This window comes from Mycobacterium branderi (assembly GCF_010728725.1).
Lineage (GTDB): Bacteria > Actinomycetota > Actinomycetes > Mycobacteriales > Mycobacteriaceae > Mycobacterium > Mycobacterium branderi.
Window position 1 is genome coordinate 165798 of the sequence record NZ_AP022606.1, and the last position, 22714, is coordinate 188511.

The 22714-nt window shown below is 63.4% G+C and carries 21 protein-coding genes and 1 pseudogene; 8 read left to right on the top strand and 14 right to left on the bottom strand.

From position 1 onward, the window contains the following. Positions 1 to 35 precede the first annotated feature (35 nt). Positions 36 to 1142: pseudogene (locus tag G6N47_RS01055) on the top strand (lytic transglycosylase domain-containing protein); the annotation flags it as partial. Continuing rightward, positions 1142 to 1510 carry a hypothetical protein gene (locus tag G6N47_RS29490; RefSeq protein WP_232080089.1) on the top strand — a complete coding sequence of 123 codons (369 nt, stop codon included), beginning with the start codon at positions 1142 to 1144 and terminating at the stop codon, positions 1508 to 1510. The pseudogene G6N47_RS01055 and the gene G6N47_RS29490, both read left to right, overlap by 1 nt. On the opposite strand, the gene G6N47_RS01060 is transcribed toward G6N47_RS29490, so the two are convergent. The 5 genes from G6N47_RS01060 to G6N47_RS01080 form a co-directional block, all read right to left on the bottom strand. After that, complete coding sequence (locus G6N47_RS01060; RefSeq protein ID WP_083129812.1) at positions 1507 to 2133, bottom strand: TetR/AcrR family transcriptional regulator; 627 nt, start codon at positions 2131 to 2133, stop codon at positions 1507 to 1509. The genes G6N47_RS29490 and G6N47_RS01060 overlap by 4 nt on opposite strands. Before the next feature lie 160 nt (positions 2134 to 2293). After that, positions 2294 to 3793 carry an amidohydrolase family protein gene (locus tag G6N47_RS01065; RefSeq protein ID WP_083129813.1) on the bottom strand — a complete coding sequence of 500 codons (1500 nt, stop codon included), beginning with the start codon at positions 3791 to 3793 and terminating at the stop codon, positions 2294 to 2296. Between the two features lie 233 nt (positions 3794 to 4026). Continuing rightward, positions 4027 to 4596: a nuclear transport factor 2 family protein gene (locus G6N47_RS01070; RefSeq protein WP_139799297.1), complete on the bottom strand. Its 570-nt coding sequence runs from the start codon at positions 4594 to 4596 to the stop codon at positions 4027 to 4029. Further along, positions 4593 to 6098, bottom strand: a complete 1506-nt coding sequence (locus tag G6N47_RS01075) for an amidohydrolase family protein (RefSeq protein ID WP_211281491.1) — start codon at positions 6096 to 6098, stop codon at positions 4593 to 4595. Before G6N47_RS01075 ends, G6N47_RS01070 begins: the two co-directional genes overlap by 4 nt. Before the next feature lie 127 nt (positions 6099 to 6225). Beyond that, entirely contained in the window at positions 6226 to 7134 is a 909-nt protein-coding gene (locus tag G6N47_RS01080) for an LLM class flavin-dependent oxidoreductase (protein WP_083129816.1), read from the bottom strand. 253 nt (positions 7135 to 7387) lie between these two features. Here G6N47_RS01080 and G6N47_RS01085 point away from each other — a divergent pair, with 253 nt between their 5' ends. The 3 genes from G6N47_RS01085 to G6N47_RS01095 are packed head-to-tail and all read left to right on the top strand — an operon-like array spanning position 7388 to position 10354. Beyond that, on the top strand, positions 7388 to 8764 hold the full coding sequence (locus tag G6N47_RS01085) for an aromatic ring-hydroxylating oxygenase subunit alpha (RefSeq protein WP_139799298.1): 1377 nt from the start codon (positions 7388 to 7390) through the stop codon (positions 8762 to 8764). Between the two features lie 7 nt (positions 8765 to 8771). Then, positions 8772 to 10085 (top strand): NAD(P)/FAD-dependent oxidoreductase, encoded by a 1314-nt coding sequence (locus G6N47_RS01090; protein WP_083129818.1) that lies wholly within the window; start codon positions 8772 to 8774, stop codon positions 10083 to 10085. Continuing rightward, a complete protein-coding gene (locus G6N47_RS01095) occupies positions 10031 to 10354 on the top strand; it encodes a 2Fe-2S iron-sulfur cluster-binding protein (protein WP_083129819.1) in 324 nt (107 codons plus the stop codon). Before G6N47_RS01090 ends, G6N47_RS01095 begins: the two co-directional genes overlap by 55 nt. Before the next feature lie 159 nt (positions 10355 to 10513). On the opposite strand, the gene G6N47_RS01100 is transcribed toward G6N47_RS01095, so the two are convergent. From G6N47_RS01100 to G6N47_RS01125, 6 genes are all read right to left on the bottom strand, one after another. Beyond that, positions 10514 to 11368, bottom strand: a complete 855-nt coding sequence (locus G6N47_RS01100) for an enoyl-CoA hydratase (RefSeq protein WP_083129820.1) — start codon at positions 11366 to 11368, stop codon at positions 10514 to 10516. A gap of 2 nt (positions 11369 to 11370) precedes the next feature. Then, entirely contained in the window at positions 11371 to 12867 is a 1497-nt protein-coding gene (locus G6N47_RS01105; RefSeq protein ID WP_083129821.1) for an aldehyde dehydrogenase family protein, read from the bottom strand. Beyond that, complete coding sequence (locus G6N47_RS01110) at positions 12864 to 14534, bottom strand: acyl-CoA synthetase (protein ID WP_083129822.1); 1671 nt, start codon at positions 14532 to 14534, stop codon at positions 12864 to 12866. Before G6N47_RS01110 ends, G6N47_RS01105 begins: the two co-directional genes overlap by 4 nt. 85 nt (positions 14535 to 14619) lie before the next feature. After that, positions 14620 to 16314: a thiamine pyrophosphate-requiring protein gene (locus G6N47_RS01115; RefSeq protein ID WP_083129823.1), complete on the bottom strand. Its 1695-nt coding sequence runs from the start codon at positions 16312 to 16314 to the stop codon at positions 14620 to 14622. 29 nt (positions 16315 to 16343) lie between these two features. Continuing rightward, entirely contained in the window at positions 16344 to 17276 is a 933-nt protein-coding gene (locus G6N47_RS01120) for a TIGR03620 family F420-dependent LLM class oxidoreductase (RefSeq protein WP_232080090.1), read from the bottom strand. Then, positions 17273 to 18469 (bottom strand): amidohydrolase family protein, encoded by a 1197-nt coding sequence (locus G6N47_RS01125; protein WP_083129825.1) that lies wholly within the window; start codon positions 18467 to 18469, stop codon positions 17273 to 17275. Before G6N47_RS01125 ends, G6N47_RS01120 begins: the two co-directional genes overlap by 4 nt. 214 nt (positions 18470 to 18683) lie before the next feature. On the opposite strand from G6N47_RS01125, the gene G6N47_RS01130 reads away from it, so the two are divergent. Beyond that, a complete protein-coding gene (locus G6N47_RS01130) occupies positions 18684 to 19073 on the top strand; it encodes a PPOX class F420-dependent oxidoreductase (RefSeq protein WP_083130456.1) in 390 nt (129 codons plus the stop codon). 67 nt (positions 19074 to 19140) lie between these two features. On the opposite strand, the gene G6N47_RS01135 is transcribed toward G6N47_RS01130, so the two are convergent. The 3 genes from G6N47_RS01135 to G6N47_RS01145 all read right to left on the bottom strand — a co-directional run bounded on the left by G6N47_RS01135 (position 19141) and on the right by G6N47_RS01145 (position 21402). Continuing rightward, complete coding sequence (locus G6N47_RS01135; protein ID WP_083129826.1) at positions 19141 to 19662, bottom strand: VOC family protein; 522 nt, start codon at positions 19660 to 19662, stop codon at positions 19141 to 19143. Positions 19663 to 19908: 246 nt separating this feature from the next. Next, positions 19909 to 20550 carry a TetR/AcrR family transcriptional regulator gene (locus tag G6N47_RS01140; RefSeq protein ID WP_083129827.1) on the bottom strand — a complete coding sequence of 214 codons (642 nt, stop codon included), beginning with the start codon at positions 20548 to 20550 and terminating at the stop codon, positions 19909 to 19911. Positions 20551 to 20634: 84 nt separating this feature from the next. Continuing rightward, positions 20635 to 21402, bottom strand: coding sequence for a hypothetical protein (locus G6N47_RS01145; protein WP_139799299.1), 768 nt, complete (start codon positions 21400 to 21402; stop codon positions 20635 to 20637). Between the two features lie 126 nt (positions 21403 to 21528). Between G6N47_RS01145 and G6N47_RS01150 the strand changes: the two genes are divergently transcribed. Together G6N47_RS01150 and G6N47_RS01155 are read left to right on the top strand one after the other, a co-directional pair. Continuing rightward, positions 21529 to 21867 (top strand): NIPSNAP family protein, encoded by a 339-nt coding sequence (locus tag G6N47_RS01150; protein WP_083129829.1) that lies wholly within the window; start codon positions 21529 to 21531, stop codon positions 21865 to 21867. A 75-nt stretch (positions 21868 to 21942) separates the two neighbouring features. Continuing rightward, positions 21943 to 22710: an SDR family NAD(P)-dependent oxidoreductase gene (locus G6N47_RS01155; RefSeq protein ID WP_083129830.1), complete on the top strand. Its 768-nt coding sequence runs from the start codon at positions 21943 to 21945 to the stop codon at positions 22708 to 22710. The last annotated feature ends 4 nt before the right edge of the window (positions 22711 to 22714 follow it).

Below are 22714 nucleotides of genomic sequence, written 5' to 3' on the forward strand. Positions count from 1 at the left end.
CTGTTGTTGCGTTGGCGGAAAGGAGGTCCAGCGAGATGGCTCGTCACCGTCGAGTGCCTCCCACCGAGGAATCGTTGCGCCGCCCAGTAATTCGCGCGACGCGAATCCAATCGTTGAACGTTACTACGATCGCGCTTCTGATATTTGCTGGGGCCGTCGGCGCAGCGGTTCCACGATTCCTCACAGCCACAACGGCTTTGCACGGTACAACCGTTACCCCGATGGCGGCCGTTACAGGTGCCGGGAGTGGCCAGTCCGACCCAGCGGTGGTTGCGGTCAAGCGTTCGGCGATAGGTTTGCATGTCGCCACGACCACAGTCCCTGCACCACCCCCACCACCTATCGTAACGAATCCTACTGGCGCACTGGGTATTCCGACGACAGCGTTAGCCGCCTACCGCAATGCCGAGCACACGATGGCGGCGTCGGAGCCTAGCTGCGGCATCAGCTGGAGCCTGCTGGCCGGGATCGGGCGCATCGAGTCGGGACACGCCAACGGCGGTGCCACCGACGCCCACGGGACCGCGATCCGGCCCATCTACGGCCCAGCGTTGGATGGCACACTGCCCGGCAACGAGGTCATCGTCCAAACCAGCGCCGGCGGACAAACCAGTTATGCCCGTGCGATGGGGCCTATGCAGTTCCTGCCGGGCACCTGGGCGCGTTATGCATCCGATGGCGACGGCGATGGGGTGGCCGACCCGCAGAACCTCTACGACTCCACGCTGGCGGCGGCCCGATATCTCTGCAGCGGCGGGCCAGACCTGCGCGACCAGTCCCAGGTGCTCTCCGCGATTCTGCGCTACAACAACTCCATGCCGTATGCCCGCAACGTGCTGGGCTGGGCTGAGGCGTACGCCACCGGCGCGGCTCCGGTCGAGCTGCCACCGCTGACCGAGCCCGCGCCGCCGCTCGCCGATATGCATCTGGAGAATCCGCAGGGCATCGGTCCTAACCTGCCGCTCAATATCCATGGCTTGCCGTCCACCGATCCGCTGGCACAGATGCCCCTGATCGACATCGGTCAGCCCGCGACGGAAAGCCGGCCGCCGCTGTGGCCGCGGCAGTCATTGCCTCGGGAAGCGCCGAGCTGCACAGTAATCTGCATCGAGTCGCGCGGCCAGGCGCCGAAGCAGCCGCCGTGACCGGAACTACCGACCCGCGCTCATCGGCTCACCGCATCGCAATCGGCTCCAACAAAAAACCTGTAACAAACGGAGGCACGATCATGACCGTCAGCGCTAGCGAACCCATTGTCGCGCTGAACGCTCTGCGCTCCTGCCGTAGTCTGCTCCTCGAAATCAGGCGGGACGCACTCACAGCAGCGACGGCGTTATCGGGCGCCCGCGCTAACCGCGCTTGCGAACTCGCCGACAAGTTGGCCGATGCTCAGGCCCACTGCGAGCGCCTGGCCTTCATCGTCGAAGGCGACCTTCGCGCCGACGCCGCCACTCCGCCCACCGCTGGGCGGCAATCACCGGGCCGACCAGCGTTTCGCGGAAAGTCTTAGGGGAGGTTGGTTCGCCAATACAGTCCGACGAGAAAATCCGCGAGTTCGTCTGGCGTGACGTCAAGGAGTCCTTCCGCCCACGAGATCAGCAGTTCCGACGCGGCGCCCGAAACAGCGAATGCTCTCATACGCGACTCAACCGGGCTGCTCTCGAAGGGGCCCGGGTCGGTTCCTGACCATCTGAAAAAGTTCGCCGCAGCGCGGGTGAGGATCTCATTTCGACGCGAGCCGACCCGCCCGCCCCTACCAAGTGCCTCAACGAAAATGATCCGAATCATCCGAGGGTCGGAAGCTAAGGTATCCACCGCTGTCCGGAGCGCGGTCGAAACCCTCGCAATACTGTCATCGGGAGCTTCGACGACGGCGGCGTTGACGGCACACTCGACTGCGTCCATCGTGAGCTCGAGCACTGCGTCGAACAATGCTCCCAGATCGCTGAAGCTCTCGTAGAAATACCGCTCCGTCAGCCCGGCCTCAGCGATCACGTCTTTCGTCCGAACGGATTCGGAGCCGGGAGAACCGAACAAGTTCATACCGGCCTCGATCAGCTTTCGGCGTCGCTCAGCGACCCGCTCTTCAGCCGTCGCGCCGCCGTACACACGGCTCGTGCCCGAAGCCGGCATCTTCTCGCTCCTAATCGGTCACCTTTTTGACATAGCCTAGTGTCACCTCAGGTGTCCGATCGTAGCGACACCTCCAACAGCCTCCGTCGCGTAGAGCCACTCAGCATTCGGTTGGTGGCCATCCGACCCTGGACCAATCCACGCAAGCCCCAGGGGCTTGTCAGCCGCTGTTCCCGGTGGTGGCGGCTAGTGCTTTGAGCGCCCCGGCCCGGTCCTCCTCGAACGCCTGGTTCATTTGATCGACATTGAAGTTGACGGGTTTGTTGATTCCGGCGCGGAACTCGAAGTGCCTGATCAACTTTGGATCCACCGGCTGACCGTTGAACAGCTCGCCGGGTAGTGGGCTGACACGTTTGGCCGTCTTCTCCAATAGCGCCCGGTCCAACCCGTAGAAGTCAATGGCGTTCTCCCCCAAGATCGCTCGCGCCTCAACCTCGGGGACCGAACCCAACGTCGTACGAATCCAGTCGTGCGTGTTCGGCCACGTCCCCTCGAAATGCGGGAAATCACTACCGAACATCATCTTGTTCAGACCGACCTCATGGCGCACCGCCACGTCGCCATACCGCATCAGTGACGTCCCCACCGCGCAATGACGGGCCCAATACTCACTCGGCGTCAACTTCATCGAACCCGGCTCAGCCGCATGCGCCCGATCCAGATACTCCAACGTCGCCGGAACCCAATCAGCATGGATCTCCTGGAATGCGACCTTGAGCTTCGGGAATCGGTCGAACACCCCACCCCACATCAACTGCCACAACGGCCGACGTTCACCGAACGTCTCGAACAACTCGCTCAAAAACGAGTTCGTGCCGCCAGTCTCAGACTCGGCGTCCGGATCGAACTTGGGTAGCAGGCTGGGGTCGATCGCCGCCAACCCTTCCTTGTCCGCGGTGTCTGCTGCCCCGCCTTCGGTACGGCTGAACACGCTCCGCACCATTTCGACAACGCTACCCTGCGGGTTGCCGAAGCCGGCGTGGATGTGCACGACCATGCCGACGTCCTGGCACGCCGCCCACATCGGGTCCCACCAGGGGTCGTACAACGCCGGCAAATCGTCTGGCGTCCCCGGCATCATCGGCGGGAAAATCGCGTGGAATCCCGACTCCCGCGCTCGCACGATGTCAGCCACCCCGGCATCCCAGTCCGGCCACGGATAGATCAGCGGCACTCCCAACAAGCGCCCCGGAGCTTCCGAGCAGAACTCCGTCAAGAACCGGTTATGTGCACGGGCCCCCGCCACCCGCAACTCATGCGAACACCGCGAGTTCTGCACATCGCTGAATGGCACGAAACCTAGCGGCCCGAACGGATGCAAGAATTCGGCCACGATGCCCTCGGCCTCCACCTGCCGAAGTCGCCACACCGGATCGAAATAACCGATCTCGCCCGCTGCCGACACCACGCCACGCTTGTCGTAAATCTCGAGAGCGTCCGCTGGGGCTGGATACCCGGTCAGTTCGACGACTTTGTTGATAATCGCCACGTCAGCGAGGTAGTCACTCCATGAGTCGTGGTACTGCGGATCGAGATAGTCCTTGTACATCTTCGGCGGCAAAGACACATGCGAGTCCGCCGACACCATCGTCACCGGCCTCAACTCCGGGCGTGAGAGCGTGTCGGCGTCGGCATTCCGTACATCAAAACTGACCCGCATGATGAGCCGCCTTCCCTAATGCGATATATCTGACATATATACATGTCAGTTTGCTCCACGAAGCTCGTTCCGGTCAAGTACCCGTCCTGACTCAGAAGAGCCGGATGGCATCTGAGGAAAAGAGATCGATGCCGGGTTGCCCATCGGTGCCGATCGAACCCGCACCACAGTCATTGTGGATGCGCAGAATCGGCCACCAATGTCGGCGAGGGGCGGTAATCAGATGGTCCGGGTCAGGGACAGATATCGGTTTGCCTGCCATCGAGGTGGTGCCGACGACGCCAAAGCCTTGAAACGCCTGGGACGTCGCCGAAATCGTCGCCGAGCGCTTTTCGCATCGCCTCCGTGAAATTGGGATCCGTGTAGAACCGCTCGGACGCGACCAACCCGTCTTCGAAGGTGAGGATCGTCAGATCGTGGCTGACGACGTCGGGCTCAAAACAGTCGAAATGGACTGCGACCTCGATGATCATCGAGTTCGGCGCCGCACCTACGATCCGTTGATCGGCGGATAGGGGCTGAGGCCCGGCGTACATCCGTCGATACATCTCGCGAACCGCTTTTCTGCCCTCCAGGCGCCACCCGACGTTCATGAGTTCGTAGACAGGATGGGCGGCGACTGTTGCCATCGTTCCATCGAGATCCTGCTGCAATTCCATCAAACCGTGGCGGAAGAGCGCGGCCTGTAATCTCGCGACCTCCTCCGCGTCTACGGCGTCCAAACCTATCTCTGTGTGTTCCACAGTTTCCGACACAGTGTTCTCTCCTCGTTGACTTCTAAAGCCCAAGTTGCGCAGTGTCATGCATTTTTAGCGCTGGTCGCCAGCGCTTTGAGCGCCCCAGCCCGGTCTTCCTCGAACGCCTGGTTCATTTGATCGATATTGAAGTTGACGGGCTTGTTGATCCCGGCGCGGAATTCGAAGTGCCTGATCAACTTTGGATCGACCGGCTGGCCATTGAACAGCTCGCCATGCAGCGGGCCGATGCGCTTGGCCGTCCTTTCTAACAGCGCCCGGTCCAGCCCGTAGAAATCGATTGCGTTCTCCCCCAAGATGGCCCGCGCCTCAACCTCAGGAACCGACCCGAGGGTCGTACGAATCCAGTCGTGCGTGTTGGGCCACGTCCCCTCGGTGTGCGGGTAATCGCTGCCGAACATCATCTTGTTCAGGCCGATTTCGTGACGCACTGCCACATCGCCGTAACGCATCAGCGAGGTCCCGACCGCACAATGACGCTGCCAGTACTCCGTGGGTGTCAACTTCAATGGACCCGGCTCCGCCGCATGCGCACGTTCCAGATAGGCCAGCGCCGCCGGCAGCCAATCGGCATGAATCTCGGAAAACACCACCTTCAACTTCGGGAACCGGTCGAACACCCCACCCCACATCAACTGCCACAACGGCCGACGCTCTGTGAACGATTCGAAGAACGCCGACAAGAACGAGTTTTTGGTCTCGCTGTCGCCGGCGGGATCGAACTTCGGAAGCATGTCGGGGTCGATCATCGACACGTCATTCCCGTCCCCAGGCCCGCTGGTGTTGCCGAAGGCCTGCCGCGCCAACTCAGCAACCGCGCCCTGCGGGTTACCGAAACCGACGTGGATGTGCACCGCCAGGCCCAGGTCCTGACACGCCGCCCACATCGGGTCCCACCACGCGTCATAGAGCGGCGGCAAATCCCCCGGCGCTCCCGCGGTGTACGGCGGAAAGATTGCGTAGAAACCGCACTCGCGCGCCCACACCATGTCAGCGACCGCGGCATCCCAATCCGGCCACGGATAAATGAACGGCACCCCCAACAAGCGCCCCGGAGCCTCCGAGCAGAAGTCCGCAAGGAAACGGTTGTGCGCGCGCGCCCCCGCCATCCGTAACTCATCCGAACACCGCGAGTTCGTCACATCGATAAACGGCGCGGGACCGATCGGTCCGAGCGGATGCAAGAATTCTGCGGCGATTCCCTCGGCCTCCACCTGACGCAGCCGCCACACCGGATCGAAAAAGCCGACCTCGCCGGCGTTCTGCACTACACCGCGCTTGTCGTACACCTCGAGAGCCTCCGGCGGGAACGGATACCCCTGCAGATCCACGACCTTGTTGATAAGCGCCATGTCATTGAGGAAGTCGCCCCACGATCCGTAATACTTCGGATCCAGATATTCCTTGTACATCTTGGGCGGCAACGACACATGCGAGTCCGCCGAGACGATCGTGTATGGCCTCAATTCCGGACGCGACAGGGTGTTCGCATCAGCATTGCGTACATCAAAACTGGCTCGCATCGAGGACTCCTCCTCGCGTCGATGCATCTGACATAGCGTCATGTCAGCTTGCTGCGGCGGGAAGCGGGTGTCAAGCGTTATCCGTGATGTAGCGGGGTAACGTCAGCACCGCACGCAGGGGTTGCGCCGAGGAACCGCCGTAATCACCGCATTGTTAGAGCATCCGGATAGCTTCGGCGAGCAACTCAATTTGCCGAAACCAGTTCCCCACCAAGGTGACTGTCACCCGCTCAACTCCGGCCTCGCCTAGAGCGGCCAGCTCCTTGACGATCTCGGCCGGAGATCCGGTCGTCAACATCGCGTCGGCGACCTCGTACGGGAACCCATACATGCCAGCGGGGTCCGCCACGGCTTCCACAGCGGCGCGGCGATCGGGCATCGCCGGGTCGCCGGCGATCGAAGCCATCACAAACCCGGTGATGGTCGGCGTCGGCCGGCCCCTCCCCGCCGCCAGTTCCGTCAGCGTGTCGCGGACCCGAGCGATCTCGGCCGGCGGTAACGGCAGGCCGAACCAGCCGCCGGCGTCGACGGCCCGGTTCAGGGCCGGTGGCGATATTCCGCCCACCAGGATGGGTGGGACAGTGGCGCCGGGCAACAACCGGAATTCGACAGCATCCGGTCCCTGCGAAACACGGCCCGAGATCAGATCAGGGAGCGTCCGTAGGGCCGCATCGGTCAATCGGCCGCGCTCGCGTCGGGAAACGCCCACGGCCCCCCAAGATTTCGGGTGACGGTCCTCGCCGATACCGACACCGAGGATCACCCGGTCACCAGACAGGTACTGCAGCGAAGCGATCTGCTTGGCCACCCAGGCCACGGGACGCAGGGGAAGCACCATGACGCCGAAGCCCAGCTTGACCCGTTGGGTAGCGGCAGCCACCGAGGCAAGAACCGTGGTGCTCTCTAGGAAAGCCATCTGGCTGCCGGCAACCAATTGGTCGATCACCCACACCGATTCGAACCCGAGGCCCTCCGCCTGCCGGGCCGCGGCAATGACATCCTTGGGCACTTCCGCCGCCGGGCTAATGCTGGGCAGGAAAACCCCAATTTTCGGTCCAGACATGTTGTGCTCCTTGCCTTCTGGAAAGTCGTGGCGGATTAGTTGCAGGCCCGAAGCCGTCGACCGATTGCACCGGTTGTACAGAGCAGCCGGCGCCCAGCCCTGAGGTCCCGACGAAAGGTTAGCGTAATCAGACACTCAGCCATGTCAGATATGGTAACGTTCATCACACCTGCGGTGGGTGCCGATTTTCCGCACGAGCAGCCGTGGCGGTCAGGACCAGTCCTGCCGCGAATCTAGGTGTGGGAGGAAAGTAGTGACCGGATCCGTCGTCGCGCCGGAAGCGCGCCTGTCCCCAGCCCAGCGCCTTGAAGCCGGTCCCATGGTCGCCGACCTCGACACCTCGAAATGGCCGATGAAGCTTGATCCCGAACGCTACTGGTCGCAAGAATTCGCCGACCTCGAGCGCGACCGACTGTGGCCGCATGCCTGGCAGATCGCCTGCCACGAGTCTGAAATACCAGAGCCGGGTTACTGGTTCGAGTACACGCTGCTCGATCAGTCCTACTTGATCGTGCGCGGGAACGATAACGAGATCCGCGCTTTCGTTAACGCGTGCCGGCATCGTGGCAACGCGTTGTGCGAAGGGCACGGCCACTCCGCACGCTTGACGTGCCCGTTCCACCTTTGGCAATACGAACTCGATGGCCGCCTCCGCAGAATCTCCGACGAGAAGGAGTTCGGCGCCTGCGACAAAGCGAACCTTGCGCTGATCCCGGTCCAGACCGGCCTCTTCGGCGGATTCGTATTCATCAATCCGGATCACAACGCTCCGTCGCTCGACGACTATCTGGGGGATGACGTCAAGGCGCTGCTAGAGCCCTACCGGATGGAAGAGCTAATCCCGCTGGGCTTCAACGTAAGCCAGTCTCTGGCTGCGAATTGGAAGGTCGGCATCGAAGCGTTCATCGAGCAGTACCACGTGCACGCAATCCACCCCCAGGTCCTGACGACAAGCGACGACCAGCAGATGCACTACGGCTTCTTCGGCGACCACAACGTCTTCACCGTCGCCTACGCCGTCCCGAGCCCGCGCCTCGGCAAGGTCACGCCGGAGCGCATCGTCAAGGGTTTCGGTTCGATGGCCGAGGCGATCCAGGGCCCCGGCGCGCTAAACCCGATGGAAGAACTCGTCACGCCCTACCGCGACGAGGCCGGGAAAATCGCTTTTCCCCCGGGCATCTCGGTCCGGACCCTCTTCCAGCAGGCCAACCGGGCGGCGGCCGAGACCGATGGGCAAGACGTATCTGGCCTGACCGACAACCAGATGAGCGACGCCCACTCGTGGTTGCTGTTCCCGAACACAAGCATGGTTGTCCGCGCACGTGAAACGCTGCTTTTTCGGTTCCGCCCCGATCCCTCCGGCGACCCGAACCGCTGCATCTTCGACGTGGTCAACTATCAGTGGGTTCCCCCGAAGGATCGTGAAAAGCTTGCGACACCCCACAATTGGGTACCAGAGGACCACAGCCTCGGCCTCGTGCTTGACCAAGACAGGGAGCAGATTCCGCGTCAGCAGCGCGGCCTGCGCAACCGAGGGCTCAAGAAGGTCGTCTTCGCGCGCAACGAGGCCCGGATCGGCCACTTTCACCAAACGCTGAACCGATATCTCGGAATCGAGACGGCGAGTTAACGGTGCCATGAGCAAGGCCGGCCCGGATGTCGTGATCGTTGGGGCGGGTCACGCAGGTGGTTCAGCCGCCATCGCCCTACGGCAATACGGATTCACCGGACCCATCACCCTTATCGGCGAGGAGGTTTCCGTCCCCTATCAGCGCCCACCTCTGTCCAAAGCATGGTTGAAGGGCCAAGTCGATGCCGAGTCCCTGGCGCTGCGGCCGGCGAGTTTCTATCCCGAACACCACATCGATCTGCGCCTGAACCAGAAGGCGGTCAAGGTCGATCGCAAAACGAAAACCGTGCACACCAACACTGGTGGCACGGTCCACTACGAAAAGCTGATCCTGGCAACCGGCGCGCGAGCCAGGCCCCTGCAGGCGCCTGGCGCCGACCTCTATGGGGTTATGTCCCTGCGTAATTCGGTGGATGCCGAGATGCTGAAGGCCTCTTTGGGCAAGGGCAAACGCCTGGCGGTCATCGGCGGTGGCTACATCGGCCTGGAGGCAGCCGCTTCGGCGCGCGCCCTGGCCGCCGAGGCGGTGGTGATCGAGGTGATGCCCCGGGTACTCGCGCGGGTAGCCTGCGAACAGTTGTCGACCTTCTTTCAGGACTATCATCGCGACCGCGGCGTGAGGTTCGAGTTGAACGTGGGCGTCGCCGGGTTCGAGGGCGTGCGGGGTCGCGTCACCGGCGTCAAGCTGTCCGACGGACGGGTGATCCCTTGCGACGCCGCCCTGGTCGGCATCGGCGCCATTCCCAATGTGGAACTGGCGCAGGAGGCGGGCCTGGAATGCGCCGACGGCGTGGTCGTGGACGCGACGGCCCAGACCTCCGATCCTGACATCTTTGCGATCGGCGATCTGACCCGCCGTCCCATGCCGCTGTACGACTGCGACGTTCGTTTGGAGAGCGTCTCCAACGCCTTGGAACAGGCCAGGCAGGCAGCAGCAACCATCGTCGGCAAGCCGGCGCCACGGCCGGAAGTCACCTGGAACTGGTCTGACCAATATGACCTGAAACTCCAGATCGGCGGCCTTGCGCTGGATGCGGACTCGAGCCTGCTGCGCGGAGATCCCGCGAGCGGCACATTCGCCATTTTCCACTTGAAGGGTGACGTGATCCGCGCCGTAGAAGCGGTCAACGCCGCGCGGGAATTCATGGTCGGCAAGCAGTTGATCGCGTCGCAGACGCCGATTGTGCGTGAACGGCTTAGGGATACGACGGTTTCGATGAAAGAGATTGCTGCCCAAAGCGATCCGAGGACGGCGAGAGAGAGCACATGGCCAAGATCACCTATATCGAACACAACGGCACCGAGCATGCTATCGACGTAAAAGCGGGTTTGTCGGTCATGGAAGGGGCCGTGTTACACAACCTTCCTGGCATCGACGCGGAATGCGGCGGCGCTTGCTCCTGCGCCACATGCCATGTCTTCGTGGATGACGCGTGGCTGGCCAAAACCGGCGAGCGGACCGCCATGGAAGAATCCCTACTCGAGTTCGCCGAGGGTGTCGAGCCCAATTCGCGTCTGTCATGCCAGATCGAGGTCAGTGATGCCTTGGACGGACTGGTCTTGCGCATGCCCGAAAGCCAACAACACTAATTGCGCCCCGTTGACGACTCGGAGTCCGCTCTGAACCGAATTATCAGTCGGCCGACCGAGTCCCGGGGAAGACAACTTCGATACTCAGCACCTCCCAGCCGGGCGGCAGATCAGGCGGGATATCGAATTCCTGAATCAAAAACCTAGAAGTTGCTTCGTTCACGACATCGCGCCGTTCTTCGTTCGGAAGGTCCGCTGCATGAAAGCCGGGTCGATGATCATCCCGTGCACCTGTTGGTTGTGACTATGGCACAGCTGGTGGTAGGCAAACGATGTCTGCATCGCATTGACCCGCCCTTGGTTGTCCTGGGCGACGTTGACCGCCTCCTTGGCGAGTTGTAATGCAAACAACGGCTTTTCGGCGATCCGCGATGCCAGCTGTAACGAGAACGACTCCAGCTCGGCGAGGGGCACGACGTGGTTCACCATGCCGAGCCGATGCACCTCCGCAGCGGTGAGGAAGTCGGAGGTGAACAACATCTCCTTGGCCTTACGGACGCCAACTTCGAATGGGTGATTGAAGAATTCGGCGCCGGAAACGCCCATCGAGACTGTGTTGTCCTGGAACAGTGCATCGTCGGCGGCGACGATCAGGTCGCACGGCCACACGAGCATAAGGCCGCCGGCGATGACCTTGCCCTGCACGGCAGCGATGGTCGGCTTCGGGAGGTTGCGCCACCGCTCAGATAGCCCGATATACATCTCCTTCTCGAAAGCCATCTGCGATTCGGCACCGGCGCAACCAAAGCCGCACCACGTGCCGACGCGCTGATGGTCGGCCACCACTTGCAGCGCGTCGCGCTCGCGCAGATCGTGTCCGGCGGAGAAGTGCGGGCCATTCGCGGCGAGGATGATGACACTGACCGAATCATCCTGTGCGGCAAGGTCGAATGCGTCGTTGAGCTCGTACAGCATGCGCATACTCTGCGCATTCCTGGCCTCGGGCCGGTTCAGGACGATCCGGGCGATCTTCTCGGCCGGCTGCTCGTAGAGGAGCGTCTCGAACTCTGTCACGGTCAGCCCAGCCCGTCAGGACGACGCAGCCGGGAGACGATGTCGGCTGCGACGGCGGCGGCAGTGGAGGCAACGGTCTCGATGCGCTCGGGCGTAAGAGGCGGAACAAAGGCGCCAACCAAGCCCGTCGGTAGGTCGCTATGAGCTACAGGACGTCGGTGTGAGAACGTGTCGAACCCGGCCTTGCCGTGGTACGCACCCGAACCGCTCATCCCGATGCCGCCGAACGGTGCGGCGTGGTTGATATACGCCAACGCGAAGTCGTTACGCGAGACGGCACCCGACGTGGTGTTCAGGAGGAACCGCTGGAAATCGTCGGTGTCGGCGCCGTACCAGTAAGACGACAGTGGGTGTTCGCCGGCCGCGACGTAGGCAATAGCCTCGTCGACGTCAGAGTAAGTGTGCAACACCAGCACTGGACCGAAGATTTCCTCGGTATTGAGCTCGGCGTCGGCCGGGGTGTCGAGTAGCAGCGTCGGCGGGATGCGGCGGGATGTCGCGTCGGGCAGCCGGTCCTTCTCCTCCTCCGGCACGATCACGACCTCCACGGCGCCTTTGGATTTGGCGTCCTCGACGAGTCGGGTGATCCGCGCGTAATTCGCGTCGTTGACGATCGACACTACGTCGGGGTTGTCGACGAAGGTCGGAAAGTGCGTCAGCACCGCCTTCCGGTAGGCCTCGACGAAAGCCTGCTTGCCCGCCTTGGGGATAAAGGCGTAGTCCGGGCAGAGGCACACCTGGCCGTTGTTGACGAGCCGCGCGGCGGCGAGTCGTGTCGCAGCCTCGGCGATGTCGGCGTCGGGGGCGACGATCGCGGGGTTCTTACCGCCGAGCTCGAGCGTCACGGGCACGAGGTTCTTTCCGGCGGCAGCGGCAATGAGGCGTCCCACCTTCGGTGAGCCGGTGAAGAACAGGTGGTCGAACCGCAAGTCGGAGAACGCGGTGGCGGTCTGCAATCCGCCGTTGACGACGACGACCTCGTCGGGGCTCATCCGGGAGGCCACCGCACGGGCGAACACCGCTCCAGTGCGCGGCGTCATGTCGGAGAACTTGATCATGACCCGATTGCCGGCGGCGAGTGCTTCAACTGCCGGCACGAACACAAGCACGACCGGAAAATTCCACGGTCCGATCACTCCGACCACACCCTTGGGGCGCTTCTGGACGAAAGTCGGGATAGCACCGCCCATCGCCGGGGGCACCGGGGTAGGGGCCATCCACACCTCGAGGTTCTCTCGGGTGTTGGCAATCGTCTCCAGTCCGCCGAGGACGTCAAGCTCCATCGAGATGGTCGGAGGACGCCCGCCGAAGTCCGCGTCGAGCGCTTCGGCGAGTTGGTGGCCGTGCTCCAGGACGGCGGCGACAAAGCGGTCGATGCGATCGCGCCGCGTCGCGGCGTCGGGGATCGGGTCGAGGGCCTGGGCGGCCCGCTGGGCATCGAGCAGGCGTTGCAGTTCCTCGGGCGCGACGTCGACGATCGGTTCGGCGGTCATAGTCATTTGCTCAGCTCCTTCTGCGCAGGCGAACCATGCACTGCAATCTCTTTGGCCCACCGATAGTCGGCCTTGCCTGCCGGGCCACGGACCACCGCTTCGACGCGGACGATGGCCTTCGGCAGCTTGTACCGGGCGAGTCGCTGCTCGGCGTCAGCCAGCAGTTCCTCGTCGGTGGGGTTATGTCCTTCAAGCAGCTGTACGACTGCGACGATCTCGTTGCCCCACCGCTCGTTCGGCCGTCCGACGACGATGACGTCGCGGACCCCAGGGTGGGCGATCAGCGCGTCCTCGACCTCCTCGGCGAAGATCTTTTCGCCGCCCGAGTTGATGGTCACCGAGTCGCGACCGAGGAGTTCGATGCTGCCGTCGGCCCGTTGTCGCGCGCGGTCACCGGGCAGCGCCATGCGGCGGCCCTCGACCGTGGGGAAGGTGCGCTCGGTCTTGTCGCGGTCGCCGAGGTATCCGATCGGAATGGCACCGTGGCGAGCCAGCCAGCCGGTCGCGGGATCGCCCGGCTCGAGAATTCGTCGACGGTCCTCATCCACCACGCACGTGCCCGTTGCCGGCGTGAAAGCACCCGAGGTCGCCGGTGAGCCGCTTGTGCTCAGGTGCGACAACTGAGAGCCGGTCTCCGAGGAGCCCGCGACGTCGGCGATGACGACCTGTGGCAGGAGCCGCAAAATGCGGTCCTTGACCGATGCACTGGTAACCGCACCACCAACACCGACCAGCTGCAGGGAGCGTCCGTGGTAACCGCCGCGCTCGAACTCGTCGCACAACGGGGTCGCGAACGCGTTCCCCACGAGGTTCATGAGCTGCACGCCCTCCCGGTCGATCAGCTTCCATACCGACGCGGGGTCGAACCGGTCCACGACGTCCGGGAAAACAATGGTTCCCCCGCCAAGGACGCCGGCCAGGGCCATCCACTGGGCTGCGCCGTGCATGAGCGGAGGCAGTGGCAACACGACCGAGCCCGCGCTGGCAGCCACGAGGCCAACTCCCTCGGCCAGGGACGACACCTCGAACATCCCCGCCGGAAAGAATGCGCCCACGCCGCTTTCGAGGATCTCCGCCTGGGTCCACATCACACCTTTCGGCATCCCGGTCGTGCCGCCCGTATAGAGCAGGTAGAGATCATCGGGATCCGGCTCGGTCGGCGGAGCGTCGGCGCTGGCGGCCGCCAGGACATGCTCGTAGTCGAGTGCGCCAGGCAGCAACGCATTGCCGGATTCGTCGGCCACCTGGAGCAGTAGCGCCGGCTGCTCGCGCAAGGACGGGAGGACCGCGGCGAGTGTCGGTGCGAATCGCGCGTGGTAGATGATCGCGCGGGCGGAAGCGTCGTTGAGGAGATAGGCCAGCTCGGCTTCGACGTATCGATAGTTCACGTTGAACGACGCCGCGCGGGCGGCCGCAGCGCCCAGCATTCCCTCCAGGTACTCATTGCCGTTGTGCAGGTAGAGCGCGACGTGGTCCTGGCCCGACTCCCACGACTGCAACCCGGCGCGTGGCCGGTGGATCGTGATCCCGTGCGAGAGCAGGGTGTTCGCCAGACGATTGACTCGCGTCGCCACGTCGCGATACGTCAGCCGCCGTTTCCGGAACACGATGCAGTCGCGCTCGGGTAGCGCCGCAGCAACGCCGGCGAACAGCGCAGCGTGGTTGTATCGCATCAAATCTCCATCGACGGTGGACGATCGAAAGTCGCAGGCCCAGGCGACGCTGGCTGGGCGTGCGACTGGCATGTGGGCCGCGGCGTCACACGCAGCGGATGTCGACGAGGGCTTGACGTCTCTCGTCGCGCACGACGCGCAGGGCCTCTTTGAGGGCGCTGACGAGCTCGCCGCGGTGGTGGACCGTCGCGCCGTGGCCGCCCGACGCGATGCAGTAGGCCGCGAGGTCTGGCGACGGTGACAAGTTGGAGAAGCGGTCCTCACGCGAGCTGACCGCGGTGCCGTCCGGATAGACGAGCTCTGTCGCCATGTCGACTGCCGTCCAGTTGCTGTTGTTGGCCACGATCGTCAGCACCGGCAGGTTGTGCTTGGCGGCAGCGTGATGGCACGCCGCCGGGTTGGCGAACATGTACGCGCCGTCACCGAGGGTGGCGACCACGGTGCGGTCCGGCGCCGCGTATTGGGCGCCGAGCGCCGCGGGCAGGCCCCAGCCGAGTCCGCCCGAAGCGGGCAGGAAGTAGTACGTGCCGGGCTTCGTCCGATTCAGTAGGCAGGGAATCGACACGTACTCGTTGAACACGATGTCGTCCTCGTCGAGCAGTTCTCCGAGGACGGCCGAGATGGCCGCGGTGGTGATCGGTGCGTCAGCATCGCGCGAATTCTCTTGTCGCCGCTGCTCTTCGATGCCGTTGGCTCGCGCCGAGGCGACGGCACGGATGCTCTCGGCCCGGGCCGTATCGATGCGGTCGGCCCGGTCCTCGAGGGCCGCGATCAGCCGGGTCAGGAACGCGGCCGGAGTGGCGGTGATGTTGAGGTCGGAGCGGTGCGAGCGCATCGGATAGGTGGAGAACAGCGGATCGACGCCCACCTGGGCGATGAAGGTGTCCGCCGGCGGTGTTTCCCGCGCCTGGATCCACGGCACGTCGCACTCCAAAAACACGACGACGTCGGCCTTCTCGAAAACACCCGCGACAGTGACTCCGACCCGGTGCGGATGGTTGGAGGCGATATTCAGATAGCGGTGCCACGGGTCGGCGACGCCGATGCCGAACCGGGTGCACACCTCATCAAGCAGCGGTACGGACTCGATCTCCGCGCCGGCGGCTGTAGCGACGATGACGGGGAACTTCGCGGCGGCAAGCTTGTCGGCGAGCACCTCGACGGCGTCGGGGTCGGGGAACAGAGCGGTTTGTACCGGAGTCGGCGAGTGGTGCGGCAGCGGGTCGTCCACCGCCTCGGCGAGAACCTCGCGGGGCAGGGAGAGGTAGACGGGGCCGCGGGGGTGGGCGGCAGCGACGCTGAGGGCACGGTCGACGACGGCCTCGACGTGCCGCGGATCGCGTAATTCGTAGTCCCACTTGACGAATTCGCGCACCATGCTCGCTTGGTCGAACATCTCCTGGGACCAATGGATCGGCAGATCACGGGCACCGACAGCCCCGGACTCGAGGATGGGCGAGCGACCGGCGGTGACGAGCAGCGGGATGCGGTCGCGGGCAGCGTTGGCAACGGAGCAAACGGCGTTCCCGGTGCCGACGTTGACGTGGAGCATCAGCGCCTGCGGCCGCCCTGACACGAGGGCCGCGCCGTGGGCCATGCCGCCCGCGAGGTTCTCATGCGCACAGAGCACGGGCGTCGGCAATGTCGGTCCGCCGGCCTCTTTGTTGTCGGCGTAGGCCTCGACGATCGGCGCGAAGTCTGTTCCCGCATTGACGAAGAACGAGTCGATGCCGAGTTCGGCGAGCGCGGTGAGGTAACGGGTGGCAGCGGTCTGCGGCATGGTTTCTCTCTGTTTCGTGCTTGGACGGGTTAGACGGCGGGCCTGGCGCGCAGCGAGGGGATGATCGACGCGAGTTCGCGCCACTCGGCAAGCGGCAGATACTGGGCGTTCCCGGTCTGCACTTGCACGCACACGTGGTCGGCGCCGGCATCGAGGTGCGCCCGCACCCGATCCGCGATCTGTTCAAGCGAACCCCAGGCGACGATCGCGTCGACAAGCCGGTCGCTGCCCCCGTCGCTCAGATCGTCGTCGCCCCACCCCAACCGCCGAAGGTTGTTGGTGTAGTTGGGCAATGCGAGATACCGCGACATGAATTGTCGGGCGATCTGACGCGCCGCAGCCGGGTCAGTCTCGAACACGACGGTCTGCGCAGGGGCGAGCAGTGCGTCAGGACCGAGCGCGTCGCGGGCGACCGCGGTGTGCTCGACGGGAACGAAATACGTATGGGCACCTATACCGCGCTCGGCCGCCAGCCGCAGCATCCGAGGTCCGAGTGCCGCCAGTACCCGCTGCGGCGCCACCGGCGCTGCAGCGCCCCAGAATTCGCTGTTATCCATCGTGTCGAGGTAGTCGACCATCGTGCTGTACGGCTTGGTGCCGTACTGGCCTTGATGAGCCCCGTCGACCATCGTCTGATGACTCACCCCGATGCCCAGCAGGAACCGGTCCGGAAATGCCTCGTTCAGCGTGCGCCAGCCTGCATTCATCGTCATTGCGGTGCGCGCATGCAGGCTGGCGACACCTGTCGCCACCCTGATACGCGGTGCGGCGGACAGCAGGAGCGCTGCACTGGCGAACGGCTCACGAGCGATCGCCTCGGGGACCCACAGCGCCGCGAAGCCGAGATCATCAAGCTCGGCCACTGCCTGCTGGGCGCGGGCCATCGGCTGCACATCGAGCTGGAACGACCAGATTCCCAGCGGACCGAGGCGTGAAATAGGGCCCTGGTCAACCTCTCTCACGGCAAGAGCCACTCGGCATTCGTTCGGAAGAACTTGGTGGTGATCTCCTCGCCGAGGGGCTCGACCTTGGCGAGCATGTTCTTCATCGAGTCCTTCGTACCTTCGACGTGTGGGTAGTCGGTCGAGTAACAGAACACGTCGGCCAAGTCGGGATCGTCCTGGAAATACCGGTCGACGGGCTCGAAGTTGAACGGCGACACCCGGATGTTTCGGGCGAAGTACTCCGAGGGCTTCAACGGGAATTTCGCCGCCGCCGAGCCGGGGAACACCTTGATGTACATATCCATGCGCCGCGCGGCACATCCGACCCAGTGCGCCCCGACCTCCATCAAACCGAGCCGCAGCCGCGGGAATCGTTCGAACACCCCGCCGAGCACCATCGCGGACACATAGTTGTCAACCGCCATGTGCACCGTCGAAAACAGCTGGATGTTGGTATTCGGGATCTCCGGTGACTGGAACAGATCCTGGAATGTCTCGGCGATCATCCAGCCCGGGTCCAGGAAGGCGAACTCGGTGCCGATGTGCAGCGTCACCGCGATGTCGTTTTCCTCGAACAGACGCCACAGCGGGTCCAGCATCGAATGCGCCGGCGAGACCCCGCCGGGCGGAACGTCGGCCTGCAGGTACACCGCGCGAACACCCGCATCGACCAAGTCTTTTGCGGTTTCGATCATTTCGTTCACATCCTGCCGCGTGGGGACAATCCCGACGACCCGAATCCTGCCGTCGGCCAGGACTGCGTTGTCCTTGACCCACTCGTTGTATGCGCGCAAGAAGTCCTTGGCGAACTCCGGTCGTGACGTGCCCTCGAATACCGACATGTCACCGCCGAAGCGCATTTCGTAGGCGATGTCGTTCATGCCGCCGACGATCATCGCGGCGATGGCCGTGGTCGGGAAGACCAGCTGACGATCGATGCCCATCACGTCCAGAACCTCGACGCGGCGGCTGAGGTCGATCGCACTCGGTGCTGATGGCCCCTTGATCTTCCAGATGTCCTCGGGGTCAATGTCTTTCAGGTCACCCGCAATGTCCGTCTGGTGCATGTTGGTCGCGGTGGGGTCCGGACGGAGTTTGTCCGCGGATTCGAAAACTTTGCCCATGATTCGGCCGGGCTGGCCCAGGACGTCCTCGAGCAAGTGGCTCGGGATCATCTCGTGAGCGTCAACGTCGTGTGCAAGGAGCTTCATTGCAACCTCTCTAACTGTAAATTTGGTAGCCCCATCCCTGGCCTCCTCTGCCTCTAGCCACCGGCTTCATATGCGCCTCGCGGGCACAACTTCGTTTACACTGGCGCGCTGACCAACTGACTAGATAGATTGCTCTAGCGACTCCAGGGTAAACGCTCCTCTGCCGCCTCGTCAATACTTTAGGAAATCCATCATGTCAGATCAGGAAGGAAGCATGACGACTATCCCCGAATCCCATCGTGACCTTTTCGAGGCGCCGCTTGTCGCTTCGCTGTCTACCGTCGGCAGCGATGGGACTCCCCAGGTGACCGCGATCTGGTTCGTGGCCGACGGCGATACGGTCAAGGCGTCCCTGGTGACCGCGCGGCAGAAGTACAAGAACGTCGTCGCGCACCCACGGGCGACGTTGTTCATCATTGATCCGAACAATCCGTTCCGGACGCTTGAGATCCGCGGAACGGTGCAGGTCGACGAGGACCCCGAGCTAAAGCTTTTCGAGCGGGTTTTTCGGCACTACGGCCAAGACCCCGCGACGTTTCCCGCGCCTCGCGACGGGCGAGTCGCCATCACGTTGCTGCCCACTCACGTCGTGGCCCAGGGCTAACGGCCGGCATATGCGTAAAGCTGGCTCGACGAGTTGCGTCGAGCCAGCTTTACGCAGTGCTGCAAGGCTATTCAGCCGCGGGCGCCCCTGCGGGAGCCATTTCTTGCTGAGCCTTGACGATCGAGTCCAGCAGCGACGGCTGGTCGGTAGCGAAGTCCAGCTTTTCCATGCCCCCATACGGGTTCTCGAAGCTTGCAACCTCCTCCGGGGAGTTGTCGGCATAGACCTCCAACTCATTGCCGTCCGGATCGAAGAAATAGACGCTCTTCGTCACGCCGTGGTTGACGGTGTAAGCAATCTCGACGCCTTCATCCAGGAGGGTTTGGTACGCCTCGCGCAGGTCCTCTTCACTGCTGAGCTTGAACGCGAAATGCTCCATGCCGACGCGGTAGAACTGACTGTCGGGGGCCTCGGCACCGAGTTCGGCGATACCCAGTTCGTGGTGGTCGCGTCCGGTCGAAAGGAAGGCGACTGCCGGAGGGATTCTGCCCATCACCTTGAGTCCAAGGACCCGGGTGTAGAAATCAAGTGACTTCTCCAAGCTGCGGACCTTTATGACGACGTGCGCCACCCTCTCGATCTTGATCATTGCTTGAAACCTCTCCCATTCCGATTCCACTCGATGCGGCGGCGACGAGCAACTCTTAGCGGGCAGTCAGCTCTCGGCGCAGCGCGCTCCATGCACTGCTTCGTTGGCAGAGCAGCAACATGTAGCCTACTAGATCAATCTATCTACCTCAAGGCTGCGGATTCGCCTGCACCTTGCTGCCCACCGACATAGTGGGTCAGGGCTGACCCGACTGTCGCGATGTTCTGTTCTACGACAGCGGCTGGATCACTTGCCGCGCTTTTTCTTAGCCTTGTGGCCGTTGCCGGCCGCGGCGAGCCCGGCGGCAACTGCGTTTGCTGCCGCCCGCCCGGCGGTGTGCATCGGTACGGACGACCGCGTGGTGCGCGACAGCAGGACAGCGCCTTCGATCAGGCAGAAGATCTCCACCGCGACGTCGCGCGCACGGTCTACGCTCATCCCAGCGGCCGTGAAGCGCTGCTCAAGAACGTCCAGCCACGACTCAAACGCGTCGGCGGCAGCCGTTCGCATCAGCTCGTCGTTGTTGGCCACCTCCAGGGCGATCGTCGCGATCGGGCAGGCGTAGCCGTAGTCCGTCCCCTCGAGCAGCTCGGCCGCCTGGACGAAGGAATCCGCCGTCGCCTCGACGACGTCGGCTCCGGGCGGGTACACCGACTCGAGCAACTCCCGGTAACGCTCACCGCCGTAGGTGAGAGCGGCGGCACCGAGTTCCTGCTTGCCGCCGGGAAAGAAGTGGTAGAGCGACCCGTACGGCGCGGCGGCGGCCGCGAGGACGGCCTTGATGCCGGTCGCCCCGAAACCCTGTCGACTGAACAGCTCGGCCGCCGACTCGACGAGGCGGACTCGCGTTTCGGACGGCTTCCCAGTGGTTGACGCGGTGGAAGACATGTGCCCAGCCTACCTGCTAGATCAATCTGTTGCCTTGTGACCTTCGCCCGCTAGCTTGCCGCGTTGCCTGAAAATCCCGTGCATTCATAGGCCCGCCGGAATCTTCGCCGTCAATCGGCCCGACTTCAAGTCCTGTTCGTCTCTCGAAATCGCTTTCAGGACGCAGTACGCCATCAATGTTGTCCACACCCCGTGGAACGTTGCCACCACTACGCACGTGACAAACCCGTCCCATGCAACCGGTCCGACCAAGCCAAAAGAGAAGGTCTGGAGGCTGTTGGGCAAGATTGTCACCACTTGCGCCAAGGTGATCCACGCGAGCCAACGTGGGAAAAGTGCCGGAGTGTGCCTGTCTTGAAAGATGGCTATCGCGATGGCGATCAGCCACAGAATATACGGCGGCCAGGTGTAGTAGTAGAAAAACCAGGCGAGGTCGTTGAGAGTCAACGTGATCTCAGGGGCGATCTTGCCGGCACGAAAAGCGGCCACCGCGTACATAATTGACATGATCTCCACGACCATCGTGTTGATGGCCACGAGGACGAGTGTGGCAAACGTCAGGACCGGATATCGGGCGGACTCCATCCGCCAGACCCACAATGAAATGACAGCCTGCCACCACCCCCAGACAGCAAAAGCGATCATCATCAACAGGCAGCCGAGCTGAATCCTATCCGCGTTCTGGCTATAGATTTCGACGATGCGATTCGCGCTCCAGGTCGCATTGTGCGCCGGAAATACTCGGGCGAGAACCAGACCGGCGAACATCACCGGCACAGCCGCGATGCCACTGAATACGAAGCAGCGTTGAGTCCTGCCGTTGAGCCCATGGGGCTCCGCAACGTGACTCATCCGACGCTCTCCCCTTCCGGTTGCAACTCATACGGAGCTGACCCGCGGCCCGCGGAGCAAGGCGGCCCCGTCGCCGCCAGCCGGTTCCCCGTTGGCCGCCGCATCCCGACATGATAGATTGATCTAATGACTTCAGATAACCGCATCTTCGAACTTCGTACATACGAGGCAGTGCCGGGCAAAATCGACGCGCTCGTGAGTCGCATCGGGGATCACGCCGCGCCGCTGTTCGAAAAGCACGGTATGACCAACATCGGCTTCTGGGTGCAGACCGACGACGACGGCAAGCCCACCGACACCCTCATCTACGTCGTGGCGCATGCCAGCCGGGAGGCCGCCAAAAAATCCTGGGAGGCCTTTTGGGCGGATCCCGAGTGGACTGCCGCGCGGTTTAACGGCGAGCAGGTCACGGCCAGCGCTACGTCCGTGTTCATCGAACCCACGGAATTCTCGAAACTGCGCTGATGTGTGCGTGAAAGCTCCACCACCGCTGGGGGTTTCGCACTCCCCGTCTGACTGGCGACGAACCGGAGATTTGCCATGACCTCACTCTTCGATCTGACCGGACACGTCGCGCTAATCACTGGGGGTAACTCCGGGATCGGACTCGGCATGGCGCACGGACTCGCCCAAAGCGGCGCTGACGTTTGCATCTGGGGCACCAACGCCGACCGCAACGAGGCCGCTTCGCAGGAGCTCGCGACGCACGGCACACGGGTTCGGGCGATCCGGTGCGACGTGGGCGACGAGGACGCCGTGACTGCCAGCTTCGCCGAAACACTCGATTACTTCGGGAAGGTCGATTCCTGCTTCGCGAATGCGGGGATGCCCACCCCCGGCATTCGGTTTGTCGACACAAGTCTCGCGGACTTCCGGGCGGTCACCCGGGTAAATCTCGACGGTGCGTTCCTAACGCTGCGCGCTGCGGCGAAGCACATGGTGGAGCGCGGCGGCGGCGGCGTTCTGGTAGCCACGTCGAGTGTCTCGGCGATCGACGGGTACCCCCGCGGTCAGGCGTATGCGGCGAGCAAGGCCGGACTGACGGCGATCATCAGAGGCTGCGCCGTCGAGCTGGCGCGGTATGGGATCCACGCGCACTCACTCGTGGTCGGCTGGACCGAGACGCCTCTGATCTCTCGGGAAATGGGCAACCCGGCGTTCGCAGAGAACGTCATGAAGCGGATGCCACAGCGCCGTTGGGGTGCGCCGGACGATTTCGCGCGGATCGCGGTGTACCTGGCCGGCGGCGTCGGCGGATTCCACACCGGCGACGAGATTGTCATCGACGGCGGATACTCGATCTTCTGAGCAC